Genomic DNA, 14,742 nt, shown 5'->3' with positions numbered 1-14,742 from the left:
TTAGGTATCTGGTCGCCCCAATCCGCCGGACGAGTATACAGAAACCCAAATCCTAGGATTAGCCAACAGAAAATATGAAGCAGGAGGAATATATTATTTCGTTTGAAAACGTTCATGAAGACATTACTATAACACAATGATAAAGATAGTAACCGGAAGACAACCGAAAGATCGCCTATTTTGAACTAATAATCGACCATCTTGCTATTTTCAACGATATTCTGTTTTTCCGATGCAGCAGAACCACTTTTTACCAGCATTTGCCGGGCATGTCGATTAATTTGCCAGTATGGTCTATCGCAGTTTTTTTAAGCCGCAAGTTTCCTTTCATTTGCTGGCAGATAAACAAAACATGAAAAAAATATATCTACTTTTATTACTGGTGTCGTTTTTAGCATTAACGGCTAATTCAAAAGACATTTTATTGTCAACCAAGATACCAAATAACATTGACGTGGCAATTACCGGCACCATCATCGATTCTGTAAGCGGGAAACCTGTCGATTACGCTACCATAGCGGTTTTCGAACAAGGTACAGGAAAGATAGTATCCGGTTCCATGGCTGACGCCGGTGGCAAATTTACGGTTGACAATTTAGCAGCCGGTACCTATAAGTTAAAAATTACTTTTATTGGCTATGCAGATAAAACGGTTTCAAATTTACAGATTACTGAGGGCGGTACTTTAAAATTAGGTAAGATACTGCTCAGGCCCAGTGCAACTGCGCTAAAGGAAGTACAAGTCACGGCGCAAAAAGCATTGATCGAAGAAAAGATTGACCGCACTGTTTATAATGCCGAAAATGATCTGACAGCCCGCGGTGGCGATGCCACAGATGTGATGAAACGCGTGCCAATGGTATCAGTTGATATGGATGGTAATGTAAGTGTCAGGGGCAGCTCTAACATAAAAGTCTTGATTAACGGCAAACCATCCGCCATGATGTCGGCAAGCATTTCTGATGCCTTAAAGCAAATCCCGGCAGACCTGATTAAAAGTGTAGAGGTGATCACATCCCCGTCTGCTAAATACGATGCAGAGGGCTCCGGAGGTATTTTAAATATCGTGCTAAAACAAAATACGCTCCAAGGCTTGTCGCTCAATATTAATACAGGCGTAGGTACACGCGGATCCGATCTTGGCCTGAACGGCGGATACAAAGTGGGAAAATTTAATTTTTCACTGGGCGGATTTGGCCGGAGCATTTACAATACGCCGGGCGAATTTAACAACAGCCAAACGATTACCAGTTTTACTACAAGCGATGTTAGGTTAACTACACAGTCTGCAACTACGAAAAATAAAGGCCTTTTCGGTCGATATAATTTTGGCGTTGATTATGACATCAACAAACAAAGCTCTTTAAGCCTGGGCATTGTGGTTGGTGCAAACAACCGTCCTATCAATCAGAACAATCTTTTTACACAAAGCTACATTAACAATATGCTCACCAGCTCTACGCTGCAAAACAACAATATCACAAACAGTTCAAACCAGTTTGATGCTACGCTGACCTATACATTGAGCGGTAAAATTCCTGAACGTGAATTCAGTTTGCTTGCCGGATACAGTCAAAATAACAGGGACAATAATTTTGAAAGCATATTTCTTGATCAAAGCAACGTGATTACCAATGGATTAAAAAACATTAATAACAGTTTAAACAAAGAGTTTACGCTTGAAGCGGATTACCAAACGCCAACTTTTAAAAATCAGTTGCTTGAGTTTGGCGTCAAGAATATTTTACGCAAGGTAAATAGCGACTATTCTTCTTTTTCAGCTGATGACGCGACGCTTAATTACCTGCCGCTTTCTTCAGTTAGGCTGTCTAATGCCTTCAATTATCAACAAAACGTAACAGCAGGTTATATGTCATATACACTCGCGCTTCCAAAAAACTATACAGTAAAGGCAGGCGCGCGTTATGAATACACCAGCATCAATGCAAATTTTCAAACAGGTTCGGCAGTTAGTATACCCAATTATAGCGTTTTGGTACCCAGCTTTAATATTGCCAGGAAGTTTGATGGCGGTGATATGATTAAGCTGGGTTACAATCGCCGTATACAGCGGCCATCACTGGAGTTCTTAAATCCAAATATCCAGTCGTCAAACCCTTTGAATATTACGGTGGGCAACCCGTCACTTCAACCGGAATTCACCAACAACTTTGAGTTGGCTTACAGTACGCACATCAAGAACAATAGTTTCAATGTATCTGCATTTATGCGCAATACTAATGACGCAATACAAACCATCAGGACAAGCAGCGGCGATACCGTCAGAACAAGCTATCAAAATTTGGGCAGACAAAATGCCTATGGTATGAGTTTATCTGTTAATATATCACCAATCAACAAATTAAGCATTAATGGTGGTATTGACTTTTACCACATAAGCCTCAACAACCAGGATCCTAATCCAGTTTTCCATGCTTCAAACAGCGGCTGGGTCGCCAATTACCGTTTGTTTGGTAGTTATGACCTGTCCGATAAATATTCGTTGCAGGCATTCGCTTTTCGCCGCTCCAATCAGGTCCAGTTACAAGGCTATCAAGGTGGTTTCGGCGTTTACGCCCTGAGTATTAACCGGTACTTTAACGGTAAAAAGGGGAGTATTGGCATCGGTGCAGATAATTTCCTGACTAATGGCTTTCATATACCTACGGTTGTTAATTCTGGTAACATCAGCCAAAACGCAGTTAACGTAAATTACAACCGCAGTTTCGAAATTAAGTTTAGTTACAAATTTGGTGGTTTGACCAACAAGCCTAAAAAGCCAAAGAAGACCATCAATAATGATGACCTGAAGCAGGACAACAATGGAGGTAATAATTAACAACGGGGATTTCGTCTGAATTTCTATGATAAAATCTTAATTTGTATAGTTGTTTAACAGGCTTGAATATTCTTGTCAAGTTAATACTCTGTAATAACTTGATCCTAAAAAGGATACGTGTCATAACTATTGTTTGAAATACATGTAAAAACTCAGTTTTCATTGGTAAGTCCATGTTTCTCGTATCGGATCATTTCAAGGATTAATTTAATAGGATTGTAGGTACCTGGCGATGATTGCTATACAAAAAAAGGTATAACATTTTACTGGCGGCTCCTTAGTGGCTTATCAATCAAATTATTAGTCTTACATCGTTAAAAACCAGCCACACGTCTATTATATTATAATTTAGGTCGACTTTAAAACAAACTGATTTTTAATTAAGATACCTTAGCATAACCAGTACCCCCTTATATCATCAAATTTAATCTAAGAATTTATAAACAATTTTTTATTATGAAAACATTCAAATTAATAGCATTATTTACCCTTTTCATTTCGACTGGAGCCTTTGCTCAACAAAAACCCGTGTTCAAAATTTCCGATATTTTTCATATCAAAAGCGGCGGAGATTACGATTACCTTACTGTCGATAGTGCATCCAATAGGCTTTACATATCCCATGGGAACAAAATAAATGTCATCGATAAATTTACAGGCGATTCGATTGCCATAATTTCTTCCAAAAAAGATGTCCATGGTATAGCCCTGGTTCATAAATTTGGGAAAGGCTATATATCCAACGGATCTGCAAAAAGTGTTTTGGTCTTTGATCTAAAAACACTTAAAGTATTGGGGCATGTGCCCGCCGGTGACTTTTCTGACGGTATTTTCTACGATGATTTTTCAAAAAAGGTCATTTGTTGTAATGGGAAAAGTAAAAATTTGACGGTGATAGATCCTCGAACTGACAAAGCTGTGGCAAATATTCAACTAACTGGCTGGCCTGAAACGGCGGTAAGTGACGGTAAGGGAAAAATATATGTTAATAATTCAGAAAAGGCAGAAGTTGATGTTATAAATGCAAGCACTTACAAGGTAATTCATAGGTGGCCTAATAGGCCAGCAAAAGCTGCCTCGGGTTTGGCTATTGACCGAAAAAACATGCTTCTTTTTGCAGGCTGCGACGAAAAAAAATTGATTGTTATAAACGCCCGGAACGGAAAGACCATTGCAACCTTACCAATTGGGGATGAATCGGATGCAATCGGTTTTGATAAAAAGTCGAAACTCATATATTCTTCTAATGGTGAGGGAACATTGACCGTTATAAAAGAAATATCGCCAATCAAATTTGCTGTTGCCCAAACTTTAAAAACTAAAAAAGGTGCAAGGACTTTAACTGTAGATCAGGTTACGCATAAAATATATTCGACAACGGGCGCTCTTGCACCAAAGAAAAAGGGGGAATTCAGACCTTCTGTAATACCTGGAACTTTTGAAGTGTTAGTTATCAACAAATAAGTTCCCAAACGGTTTCCATTGTATGCATTCAGGACTCATTCATTTTAAAAAACCCAATCTATTAAAAGGGTTAACAAAATAATCCCGCAGGCTATAGCGAAAGTAGTAGCGTTTAAGTATAAAAAAAATGGAAAAAAAATTTTTAGCGATAGTATTGTGTGCCAGCTTTTATGGTTTTTCAAGCGCTGATTTGCAGTCGGACAAAAATGAACACCTTTTTGTTAACGACTATGAAAATGTTCTTGGAACCTCCCTGGAGATTAAAATTGCCGCGGCGGACGATGGGCAAGCCGCAAAAGGGGAAATTACTGCTTTGGATGAAATTGAACGGTTGAATAAGGTTTTAAGCGGTTATGATCTTAACAGCGAATTCAGACGCTGGATGAACGCCCCAAAGGCCCCGCTGAAAATATCCCGGGAGCTCTTTGACGTTCTTTATTTATTTGAAGACTGGCGTATCAAAAGCGGCGGTGCACTTGACGCGTCGGCAGAAACGATTAACAGCGTTTGGCGGAATGCTGCAAAACACAACAGAATTCCTTCTGCTACCGAAATTTCAACTGCACTTTCATTAGTTCAAGAACGACATTATATCCTCAACGCTAAAAATCAGACAGCCTTTCGCACTAGCGATGCTCCGCTAATGCTCAACTCCTTTACCAAAAGCTATATCATGAACAAGGCCACAAATGCAGCACTGGCAATTTCCGGTGTTTACGGGATTGTACTAAACATTGGTGGCGATATTGTTATACGCGGTAAACATACCGAAGAGGTTGATGTGAGTGATCCAAAGGCGGACGCCGAAAATGACCCTCCAATGTCAAGACTTCAGCTCCAAAACAAGACGATTGCGACCAGCGGCAATTACCGGAGAGGCGAATTGATCGGCGGGAAATGGTATTCCCATATTGTTGACCCCCGTACCGGTAAACCGGCCGGCAGCGTGATCAGCGCAACGGTTATTACTAATAACTCTGTAGACGCTGGCGCACTGGCAACCGCGTTGAATGTGCTGTCGCCTGAAGAAGGTAAAAGATTGGTTTCCACTGTACCGGATGCCGAGTTTATGCTGATCACTGCTGACGGAAAACGGATAGAAAGTGACGGCTGGAAAAAGTATGAGATAGGTGATGTTAATCAAAAGGCGGATTTGGCGACTACAGCCAAAAGCGATAAATTATGGGATCCCGGTTATGAGTTGGCTATTAATCTTGAACTTGCAACTTTAGAAGGCATGCGAGTGCATAGGCCATTTGTCGCTGTTTGGGTAGTTGATGCTAACAAGAAGCCCGTTAAGCAGATTGCGTTGTGGTACAATAAACCCCGGTGGCTGGACGAAATGTCAGCATGGTATGCAGCTTATTATGATACATTCGCTTCGGGGAACAATAGTGTCAGTTCAACCACGAGCGCAACAAGGTCCGTCGGAAAATACACGTTAAAATGGGACGGGAAAGACGACAAGGGCAATTACGTAAAGCAGGGCGCATATACTATTTACATAGAAGCTGCGCGGGAACACGGTAGCCACCAACTCATGACCCAGGAGATCGATGTAAAAAAGATGCAGCATATAAATATTCAAGGGAACCCGGAAGTTGCATCAGCATCACTTGACTACCGTAAAAAATCAGATGGAAACTAACAACGTAACAAACAAACAAACAAACGGAAATAGCAAGGAATTAAAGCGGCGTACAGCCGTTTTTTCACGTTGGTTGCATATTTATCTCTCCATGCTAAGCTTTCTTGTAGTTCTATTTTTTTCAGTGACTGGTCTTACCCTTAACCATGCAGACTGGTTTGACGGTAAACAAGTCGAACAGAAATACAAAGGAAAACTTTCACCTGCATGGGTAATGATGAAAGATACAGCCAAGATCAGGAAACTTGAAATTGTCGAATTTCTGCGCAAGAATTACAATATTAAAGGATTTGTGAGCGATTTCCTGATACAGGATGACCAATGTACGGTCTCATTCAAGGGGCCAGGCTACAGCGCAGACGCATTCATCAGCCGCAAAGATGGAAACTTTTATCTAAGAGAGGTAAAACTGGGCATAGTCGCGGTTCTGAATGATTTACACAAGGGACGCGATAGCGGTAAGCCGTGGGGATGGCTAATTGATATTTCTGCAATATTTTTAACACTAGTTTCCTTAAGCGGACTTGTAATGCTTTTTTTTATTAAAAAAAAGAGAGTAAGCGGATTAATACTATTAGGTATTGGAATGGCAATTTGCTGGCTTGTTTATGTGTTCTATGTAGGCTAGTTCCGCCAAAAACACTTTGGCATGCCTTTAATTGGACAAATTATTTAAATGAAATATTCTTAGCTTCATATGCTTGATCGACAACCCTGTTCGTTATAACTCAAAAAACCTTTATCCGATAACTTGCCTAAATTCACCTTGCCAATCAATTTAGTTGAGGGAATTGGGGAGTTCCTGATATATTGCTCCAAGCCAAGCATGGCTTTGTAAGCGTCAGGCTCTAGGTCTTTAATTGATATTCTGTACATCTTTTATTTATAGAAATTAAATTGCAGTAAACGGCAATAACAAAATTTCCGGTCAATCCTTATTTTCTTTCGATTCATTTTCATAATTTAATTTTCCGTTTACAATTCTTGCAGGAGAGGTGTAAGGATGTTCTTCATCTTTCCCAATACCCATAATGTGCATTGTTTTCTATCCGCAAATTTTTCAATAATCGAAAACCATAGAACGATGACAGCGCCACCATACAGCTTCTGAATACATGTACGCAGTACGTTGTTTTAATGCCATCTCTTCAAGTTCTTTTATTGCTTCTGCAAAAGCATCCGTTTCCATATAATCGGTATAACCTCGAAAAGCAGCATGCCTCCATCCTGTATTTTAGAATTTGTTTTTATTTGGTTATACGAGCCTATTCGCTACCTGCCGCCACGGTAAACAGCGAAAATACGCTCCGGTAAAATCGGGATTAGCTATTATGCTGCTATGGCTTTATATAATGCCGATAGCTTTTCTACCGTGTAATCAATTTCTTCGGCAGTATTAAATTTACTGAAAGAGAACCTGACGGTGTTTCTTGACAGATTTGCACCTATGGCTTTTAGCACATGTGATGCCGTACCCGTCGAACATGCGCTGCCTCCCGATACCGAAATATTATTCTGATCAAAGTAAGTCAAAAGATCGCCGGCTACGTGGTTATCAGGCAGGCTTGCACTTAGTACCGTGTAAAGGCTTTTATCTGCAATAGCCGAATTGCCGTTGAAATATACATCTCCTATTTGTTCCTGCAGTTTAGCTATCATCCTGTTTTTTAATTTTTGGATATAAACCTGGTGCTCGTCAATATCTCGGTAAGCAACTTCTAAAGCTTTTGCCAGGCCTATTATACCGTAGATATTTTCAGTACCGGCACGTAGCTTGCGTTCTTGTGAACCGCCGTGTAATAATTGTGATAACTGCACACCATCACGGCAGTAAATAAACCCTACCCCTTTAGGCCCGTGAAATTTATGTGCCGATGCCGCTATAAAATGCGTGTATAGTTTCGATAGATCGTGCCTGTAGTGCCCCATGGTCTGTACCGTGTCTGAGTGAAAAAGTGCTCCCCTGCTTTTACAGACCTGGCCAATCAGATCGATGTTGTTAAGATTACCAATTTCGTTATTGGCATGCATTACCGATACCAGCGAGCGGCTACTGCTTCTTAACAAAGCATCCAGGTGGTTAATATCCAGGTTACCGTGGCTATCGGTATTGATGAAGCTTAATTTTACTTCGCCGTTATTTTTCAATACTTCTAAAGTATGCAGCACGGCATGGTGCTCAAACGGGGTGGTAATAACATGTTTTATTTGATGGCAGCGTACGCTCGACAGGATGGCGGTATTATCAGCCTCGGTGCCGCCGCTGGTGAACACAATTTCGTTTGGCGATGCATTCAAAAGGTCGGCTATAGTAGCACGCGCACCTTCAATAGCTTGCTTCACCTCGCGGCCATGCTCGTGGTGCGACGACGGGTTCCCGTAATACTCTAATAAATACGGCGTGATGGCTTTAAATACTTCGTTATCCAATTGGGTAGTGGCTGCGTTATCCAAATAAATTCTCATCGGGTCTGTTTTTAAAAATGTTACCGGCGTTGCTTTAGTAACTTATCTCAAAAAAAAGAGGACACAAAGGATAAAGCTATTAACTTTTAATGTGTGGTCATCTTATCTCTCTCCCAATTGTGCGGAGCAGGAATTAGCACCTTTTACACACTTGTTAAAGCGGTACAGGTTGCTAAGACGTCGTAGGGCCTTTCCCTCTGTCTTTCTGGATAAGTTATTAAAAGAACGAATTAATGATACAAATATATAATATATTCTATAATGCCCATGGTTTTTATAGATTAATTTAAAGTATTTTAATTCGGAGCTTAATTACCCATTATCGGAAACCCTTCCTAACAACCCAAAATTTAAAAACGGACACTTATTTGGCCATTAAAAGACGTGTTGACTATTCTTTACAACAGCGTGTACTGCTTTTGCATACACCTTTTGCTATATACTGTTTTAATATTCGGTCTAAAACTTGCGTTTCTGCACATTTTTGGTTTTAATGTAAAAATATATCGTACCTGATGTCATTTTTTTTCATTGTGATGAAAAGTTTGGCATTAGTTTGGAATAGTATATGTAGAACGGAGATAAATTATGATCGACGAAACAAATGAAAACCCGGACGAAGAGAAAGAGTGGGAAAACCCTAAAGCTCCTGAAAATACATCTGACGAGCGGGACGAAGAGCAAATAGCAAGGCAATACAAAGAAGCTAAACGCAGACATGATAACCTTAGCGAAAACCAGGACAAAGAGAACAACGAAGAACAAACTAAAAACTAAAAAAAACTTTAAAATATTGAATTATGAAAACTTACCAAAAACCATCTACCAGCAAATTAGTTAACCGTTTCGATAAAGAGTTAATGAACATTTTGATGAACGACCTTAAAAAATTAAAAACTGCAAGCCGCCTAGCTGTTTAGTTAATTAAACAAAACTTAATTCACACACAACTATCTACTATGAAAGCTCAATACAAACCTGCAAAAAAGTAAATTAGTTACTCGTTTTGATAACGAATTAAAAAACTTATTGATGGAAGACCTTAAGGCTTTCATAAAGAGAAATCAGTTTACATTAAGCAACAAACAGAAAGTTGCTCAACAACAGTTGATAGCCGCCTAATCAATCATATAATCTACAACATCTCTTTAAGACATGAAAGCCTTGCTAAAATAGCAAGGCTTTCATGTCTTGAGCGTATTTTACAATAAGTTTAGCCGTTTTTGCCGAGGCGCCGGGCGCGCCCATCCGCTCATCAAGCGCATCATAATCGGCCAGCATTTGTTGGCGATGGTGGGCGTTGTGCAGCAGGTTATTTAGTTCTTCAGTAATTTTCAATGAGGTACAATCTTTCTGAATCAGTTCTGCCACCACTAGCCTGCCCATAATGAGGTTTACCAGCGATATAAATTTTATCTTGATTAGCATACGGGCAATGCCAATGGTGAGCGCGTTGCCCCTGTAAACCACTACCTGCGGCACATTAAATAATGCGGCTTCTAATGTTGCGGTGCCAGATGCTATAACCGCGGCTTCTGCATTGGCGAGTATATCATAAGTGGCATTAAATATCACGGGGATATTTTTATCGCCAAGGTATTGTTTATAGTATTCGGCATTGAACGACGGCGCGCCTGCCACCACAAATTGGTGATGGGGGAATTTTTCTAATGCGCCCAGCATTTCGGACAGTAAGCGGCTTATCTCCTGCTTGCGGCTGCCGGGTAACAGGGCAACTATTTTTTTACCGGTAAGGTGATTATCTACAATGAAATTAGGATTGGGTTTAAAAGCATCAACAGCATCTAAAAGAGGGTTGCCTACGTAATCGATCTCCATCCCCCAACTTTTGTAAAATTCCACCTCAAACGGCAGGATGCAGAACAAATGGTCGACAACCTTTTTAATCTTCAATACACGTTTCTGGTTCCAGGCCCAAACTTTTGGGGAGATGTAATAATACACTTCAATTCCCTGCGCTTTGGCAAACTCAGCTATTTTCAAATTAAAACCTGGGAAATCTATCAGTACCAAAACATCCGGTTTGTAAGCCAGGATATCCGCTTTGCATTTCTTTAAGTTTTTTAGGATCGTATTCAAATTGATAACCACCTCTACAAAACCCATAAAGGCCATATCGGCGTAATGCTTTACGAGGGTACCACCTTCGGTCTTCATCAGGTCGCCGCCAAAAAAGCGAAAGTCGGCCTGGCCGTCAAGCTCTTTTAAAGCTTTCATCAGGTTCGCGCCGTGCAAATCGCCGGATGCCTCGCCGGCTACCAGGTAGTACTTCATTTATCGGTATACTTTTAAGATGAATATCAACAGCGTGCACACAAAGGTAGCTAACATTATCCCGGTTGAAGTTTTATCCAGGTAGGCCCTTGCAGAAAAACGTAGCATCACCAAATTTATCCCGATGGCTATAAGATACGGCATTGCTGGCTTATCCATTATCACAGCGTCATTCTTCAACAACACCACGAATATCACCCATGCAAGCACCGGTGGTATCATGCCATATAGTATACCTACAAAAAGATTATTCTTTGGCGAGGACTTTAAAGTCTCCCCTTCCGGGAGAGATTTAGAGGTGGTTGAAAGGTTATTCTTTTTAAACATTAAACGTCCAGGTATTTAAAACGGGTATAGCGTGGTGCGCGGTCATATCAAATTGCACGGGCACAACAGACGCGTAATTATGATCTAGTGCCCAAACGTCTGTGTCCTCGCCGTGGTCGTTATTCTGGAACACACCGGTTAGCCAGTAATACGGGCGTTTGTAGGGGTCCATCCGCATATCAAATTCTTCGGCCCATTTGGCGTTGGCCTGGCGGCAAATTTTAATGCCCTTTATTTTATCCCCTGCCGGGAAATTTACATTAAGCACTGTGCCCACAGGCAGGCCGTTGGCCAGCACCTGCTGCGCTATCTCTTTCACATATTTTCGGGAAGGCTCAAAATCGGCCTGCATAGAGTAATCGTCTAAAGAAAAACCAATAGACGGGATGCTTTCTATAGCCCCCTCAACAGCCGCCGACATAGTACCAGAGTACAATACATTAATGGAATTATTAAGTCCGTGATTGATACCCGACACACACAGATCGGGCTTTACGCCATTGAATACTTTGGTTACAGCAAGCTTCACACAATCTACAGGGGTACCGCTGCAACGGTACATTTCAATCCCATCGTAAATGTCAACCTCATCTAAACGGAGCGGTTTACCAATAGTAATGGCGTGCCCCATGCCCGATTGCGGACTATCGGGCGCAACAACCACAACCCTACCAAGCTCTTTCATGGTGTGCATCAGAGCTTTTATGCCCGGCGCGGTTATACCATCATCGTTTACTACAAGTATCGTGGGTTGTTTAGATTTAGCCATGCGGCAAAAATAACGATAATTGAATTAAGCTTTGGGTGGATGTGTATTAAATAATTCTGTTTATCATAGGAGTTTTTATTGCTTGGGATATAAAAATGAAGCAACGCAAACCTGAGCCGTTAGCCAAATAAAGTTGAGCCGCTGGCGAAAATGGCACTACTGTTTTAACCCCACCTTTGCTATATTAAACAGATTTAAAACAACAACATGAAAAAAATAGTTTTAATAACCGGCGCTTCTGCCGGCATAGGTAAAGAAACAGCCGCCTTCCTCCAAAAAAATGGCTATATTGTTTATGGTGCAGCACGCCGCACCGACAAGTTAAAAGAGCTGGAACAATTGAATGTTAAAACCCTCGCGATGGATGTAACAGACGATGCATCGATGATAAAAGGGATAAAGGATATTATAGCCGCCGAGGGGCGCTTGGATATCCTGATCAATAACGCGGGCTTTGGCTCATATGGCGCAATAGAAGATGTAACCATTGAAAATGCCCGTTACCAACTTGAAGTAAATATTTTTGGCGCCGCGCGATTGATCCAGCTGGCTTTGCCGCATATGCGTAAACAGCAGTTTGGTAAAATAGTGAACATATCATCAATAGGCGGTAAATTTGCTATGCCCTTTGGCGGATGGTACCATGCCAGTAAATTTGCGATTGAGGGCCTGAGCGACAGTCTGCGTAATGAGGTTAGGCCATTTGGAATTGATGTGATAGTTGTTGAACCGGGCGGCATTAAAACCGAGTGGGGAGATATAGCGATGGATAGTTTAGTTAAAGTATCCGGCGAAACGGCTTACAAGGAAATGGTGGTTAAGATGGATAAGTCTTTTAAAGAAATTGACGATAAGATCCCGGGGCCGGAAGTTATTGCCGAACTGATTAAAAAGGCGATAGAAGCGAAAAAGCCTAAAGCAAGATACGCCGCAGGTTATTTGGCAAAACCGTTGTTGTTTATGCGCCGCATATTATCAGATGGGTTAATGGACAAGATGATCATGTCGCGAATGAAATAATTGAATAATAACATGAGCGAAAAAAATAAAGACATCCCTTTTTCAGATCAGCAGGAAGCTTCACCAATGAAATGGCTGGGTGGCGAGCATATGCAACATAATATCCTGTATTCGTGCACATCGCGCACCAAACGCGGGCATGAGCAAATGGTGCAGGAGCATTCGCTTGGATGCATCATAGCCGGCGAGATCCATTTTTACACCAACAACGGCGTAGAAGTAATTGGGGAGGGTTCAATAGGTATCATCAGAAAAAATCAGCTCGCAAAAACGGTTAAAGTGCCGCCTGCAGGCAGGGGCATGTTCAAGGCAATCAATATCGAGATAGATCAGCAGCACCTGCGTAAATACGGCACTGATAATAATATTTACGCGAACGGCCAATACAAAGGATCGCCTCTGATAAACCTTACCGGCGACGCGTTCATTAAAGGTTATTTTGATTCTTTACTGCCCTACTTTGATAACCCTGACCAGCTAAGCAAGGCCATGGCCGAAATGAAAACTAACGAGGCTATTGAACTATTGCTGCGTAAACCGGGGCTGCGCGATTTCCTGCTGGATTTTACCGAGCCTTTTAAAATAGACCTGGAAGCTTTTATGAACAGCAATTTTAAATACAACATAGCCATAAGCCAATTCGCCAGGTTAACGGGGCGCAGTTTAGCCACCTTTAAACGCGATTTCCAAAAAGCATTTACTAAGCCACCGGAGCGTTGGCTGCATCAAAAGCGGTTAGAGCTGGCGCATTACCTCATAGCCCATAAAAAACAGAACCCAACCGGGGTGTACCTCGAGGTTGGGTTTGAGAATATATCGCATTTCTCGGCGTCCTTTAAAAAGCACTTTGGTTACAACCCGTCGAATTTGTAAGACTTATGCTATGCTAAAATTTCTTCCTTAACTATCCGCTCAAACTCCTCAAAACATTCTACATGCGGGAAGTGAGCAGCATCGGGAAACGTATAGAACCGCTTTTGGGGTGCCGTTAGTTTCTCGAAGTAATTTTGCGCGCCCTCGTAATAAGTATGATGATCGTGTTTGCCATGGAAAAAGTAAACGGGCAATTGATATTCGGTTATGGTATAGCTGATGTTGGTACTGATGATATTATCCCAAAGTTTATCTAAACTAAGCGACGCGCCTTTCATGTAGTTCAGCTTATCTTTTAGGGAATATTCCTTACAGAAGAGCAGCTTCCATATCGCCGGTAAAAAAATATTTTGTTTGCGCATGCTGCCGCGATAAACCGCCACATACCATCGCTGGAAATTCAAATACGCCGACCATCCCTTTACACCCGCACCCCTCACAGGGAAGGGATGTTTATTCAACTTACTAATCACGCTCTTATCCTTACGGATCTCAGCCTGTTGTTTTACAAATTCGTATGATTCCAGTTCGGATAGATATTGATCTGTCACCTGCCCAACACTTATATAAGCATGAAACAGATCCGGATGGCGATTAACCAAATGCGCCCCAAGAAAAGTGCCCCATGATTGGCCTAAAACGTAGATTTTGCTTTGCCCGAATTTATCTTCCAAATAGCGTGTTACCGCTTCTGCATCCAGGATCATCTGCTCCAGCGTTAGCAAATTTTTATCGGCAAGTGTAGCGTACGACCTGCCTGCACCGCGCTGTTCCCAATAGCAAATGGTGAAAATGTTTTCTAAAGGCTTTAACATATCGCGTACAAAAAAGAAATCCGGTGTCCCCGGCCCGCCATGCAGGTACAATAACACCGGATTATCGCGGCATTCGCCGGTTATTAAAATATATTGTTTATTGCCGTTGATGATGGGGGTATCGGTCATAAGAAATAATTAACTTATCCTTAAACTTTTCAGAATTTAAGTCGATTTGTTGCAACTTAAACTTTAATGCCTCGCCCCTCTTCCAATTGTTTTATAC

At 41.3% G+C, this 14,742-nt stretch carries 12 protein-coding genes, 1 pseudogene and 1 riboswitch; of the genes and pseudogenes, 7 read left to right on the top strand and 6 right to left on the bottom strand.

The window, feature by feature from the left end; genetic code table 11:
* Nucleotides 1–352: 352 nt before the first annotated feature.
* The 4 genes from NAF17_RS00495 to NAF17_RS00480 all read left to right on the top strand — a co-directional run bounded on the left by NAF17_RS00495 (nucleotide 353) and on the right by NAF17_RS00480 (nucleotide 6,579).
* Nucleotides 353–2,839, top strand: a complete 2,487-nt coding sequence (locus NAF17_RS00495) for a TonB-dependent receptor (protein ID WP_252756014.1) — start codon at nucleotides 353–355, stop codon at nucleotides 2,837–2,839.
* A gap of 456 nt (nucleotides 2,840–3,295) precedes the next feature.
* A complete protein-coding gene (locus tag NAF17_RS00490) occupies nucleotides 3,296–4,303 on the top strand; it encodes a YncE family protein (protein ID WP_252756013.1) in 1,008 nt (335 codons plus the stop codon).
* Between the two features lie 127 nt (nucleotides 4,304–4,430).
* On the top strand, nucleotides 4,431–5,951 hold the full coding sequence (locus NAF17_RS00485) for a DUF2271 domain-containing protein (RefSeq protein ID WP_252756012.1): 1,521 nt from the start codon (nucleotides 4,431–4,433) through the stop codon (nucleotides 5,949–5,951).
* Nucleotides 5,941–6,579, top strand: a complete 639-nt coding sequence (locus NAF17_RS00480) for a PepSY-associated TM helix domain-containing protein (RefSeq protein ID WP_252756011.1) — start codon at nucleotides 5,941–5,943, stop codon at nucleotides 6,577–6,579. Before NAF17_RS00485 ends, NAF17_RS00480 begins: the two co-directional genes overlap by 11 nt.
* 432 nt (nucleotides 6,580–7,011) lie before the next feature.
* Here the strand turns inward: NAF17_RS00480 and NAF17_RS18220 are convergent.
* Nucleotides 7,012–7,158 (bottom strand): annotated as a pseudogene (locus tag NAF17_RS18220) (DUF488 family protein); the annotation flags it as partial.
* Between the two features lie 122 nt (nucleotides 7,159–7,280).
* Nucleotides 7,281–8,417: a cysteine desulfurase family protein gene (locus NAF17_RS00475; RefSeq protein WP_252756010.1), complete on the bottom strand. Its 1,137-nt coding sequence runs from the start codon at nucleotides 8,415–8,417 to the stop codon at nucleotides 7,281–7,283.
* 99 nt (nucleotides 8,418–8,516) lie between these two features.
* Nucleotides 8,517–8,633: riboswitch (SAM riboswitch) on the bottom strand.
* A gap of 372 nt (nucleotides 8,634–9,005) precedes the next feature.
* On the opposite strand from NAF17_RS00475, the gene NAF17_RS00470 reads away from it, so the two are divergent.
* Nucleotides 9,006–9,194: a hypothetical protein gene (locus tag NAF17_RS00470; RefSeq protein ID WP_252756009.1), complete on the top strand. Its 189-nt coding sequence runs from the start codon at nucleotides 9,006–9,008 to the stop codon at nucleotides 9,192–9,194.
* 390 nt (nucleotides 9,195–9,584) lie between these two features.
* Here NAF17_RS00470 and lpxB read toward each other — a convergent pair whose 3' ends face one another.
* The 3 genes from lpxB to surE all read right to left on the bottom strand — a co-directional run bounded on the left by lpxB (nucleotide 9,585) and on the right by surE (nucleotide 11,808).
* On the bottom strand, nucleotides 9,585–10,712 hold the full coding sequence (gene lpxB / locus NAF17_RS00465) for a lipid-A-disaccharide synthase (protein ID WP_252756008.1): 1,128 nt from the start codon (nucleotides 10,710–10,712) through the stop codon (nucleotides 9,585–9,587).
* On the bottom strand, nucleotides 10,713–10,934 hold the full coding sequence (locus NAF17_RS00460; protein ID WP_252756007.1) for a hypothetical protein: 222 nt from the start codon (nucleotides 10,932–10,934) through the stop codon (nucleotides 10,713–10,715). It lies immediately after the preceding gene.
* Nucleotides 10,935–11,031: 97 nt separating this feature from the next.
* Nucleotides 11,032–11,808 (bottom strand): 5'/3'-nucleotidase SurE, encoded by a 777-nt coding sequence (gene surE, locus NAF17_RS00455; RefSeq protein ID WP_252756006.1) that lies wholly within the window; start codon nucleotides 11,806–11,808, stop codon nucleotides 11,032–11,034.
* Nucleotides 11,809–12,015: 207 nt separating this feature from the next.
* Here surE and NAF17_RS00450 point away from each other — a divergent pair, with 207 nt between their 5' ends.
* A complete protein-coding gene (locus NAF17_RS00450) occupies nucleotides 12,016–12,828 on the top strand; it encodes an oxidoreductase (RefSeq protein WP_252756005.1) in 813 nt (270 codons plus the stop codon).
* Nucleotides 12,829–12,840: 12 nt separating this feature from the next.
* Nucleotides 12,841–13,701, top strand: coding sequence for an AraC family transcriptional regulator (locus NAF17_RS00445; protein ID WP_252756004.1), 861 nt, complete (start codon nucleotides 12,841–12,843; stop codon nucleotides 13,699–13,701).
* 8 nt (nucleotides 13,702–13,709) lie between these two features.
* Here NAF17_RS00445 and NAF17_RS00440 read toward each other — a convergent pair whose 3' ends face one another.
* Complete coding sequence (locus tag NAF17_RS00440; protein WP_252756003.1) at nucleotides 13,710–14,645, bottom strand: alpha/beta fold hydrolase; 936 nt, start codon at nucleotides 14,643–14,645, stop codon at nucleotides 13,710–13,712.
* Between the last annotated feature and the right edge of the window lie 97 nt (nucleotides 14,646–14,742).

It is taken from the genome of Mucilaginibacter aurantiaciroseus (assembly GCF_024055595.1).
Taxonomy (GTDB): domain Bacteria; phylum Bacteroidota; class Bacteroidia; order Sphingobacteriales; family Sphingobacteriaceae; genus Mucilaginibacter; species Mucilaginibacter aurantiaciroseus.
Note: the sequence above shows the minus strand (reverse complement) of the source record. Positions and strands in the feature narration are given on the sequence as shown.

Bases quoted from the DNA above. Each gene is read 5' to 3' on its own strand.
- NAF17_RS00495 (WP_252756014.1), top strand. From the start codon at position 353: ATGAAAAAAATATATCTACTTTTATTACTGGTGTCGTTTTTAGCATTA.
- NAF17_RS00490 (WP_252756013.1), top strand. From the start codon at position 3,296: ATGAAAACATTCAAATTAATAGCATTATTTACCCTTTTCATTTCGACT.
- NAF17_RS00485 (WP_252756012.1), top strand. From the start codon at position 4,431: ATGGAAAAAAAATTTTTAGCGATAGTATTGTGTGCCAGCTTTTATGGT.
- NAF17_RS00480 (WP_252756011.1), top strand. From the start codon at position 5,941: ATGGAAACTAACAACGTAACAAACAAACAAACAAACGGAAATAGCAAG.
- NAF17_RS00475 (WP_252756010.1), bottom strand. From the start codon at position 8,417: ATGAGAATTTATTTGGATAACGCAGCCACTACCCAATTGGATAACGAA.
- NAF17_RS00470 (WP_252756009.1), top strand. From the start codon at position 9,006: ATGATCGACGAAACAAATGAAAACCCGGACGAAGAGAAAGAGTGGGAA.
- lpxB (WP_252756008.1), bottom strand. From the start codon at position 10,712: ATGAAGTACTACCTGGTAGCCGGCGAGGCATCCGGCGATTTGCACGGC.
- NAF17_RS00460 (WP_252756007.1), bottom strand. From the start codon at position 10,934: ATGATACCACCGGTGCTTGCATGGGTGATATTCGTGGTGTTGTTGAAG.
- surE (WP_252756006.1), bottom strand. From the start codon at position 11,808: ATGGCTAAATCTAAACAACCCACGATACTTGTAGTAAACGATGATGGT.
- NAF17_RS00450 (WP_252756005.1), top strand. From the start codon at position 12,016: ATGAAAAAAATAGTTTTAATAACCGGCGCTTCTGCCGGCATAGGTAAA.
- NAF17_RS00445 (WP_252756004.1), top strand. From the start codon at position 12,841: ATGAGCGAAAAAAATAAAGACATCCCTTTTTCAGATCAGCAGGAAGCT.
- NAF17_RS00440 (WP_252756003.1), bottom strand. From the start codon at position 14,645: ATGACCGATACCCCCATCATCAACGGCAATAAACAATATATTTTAATA.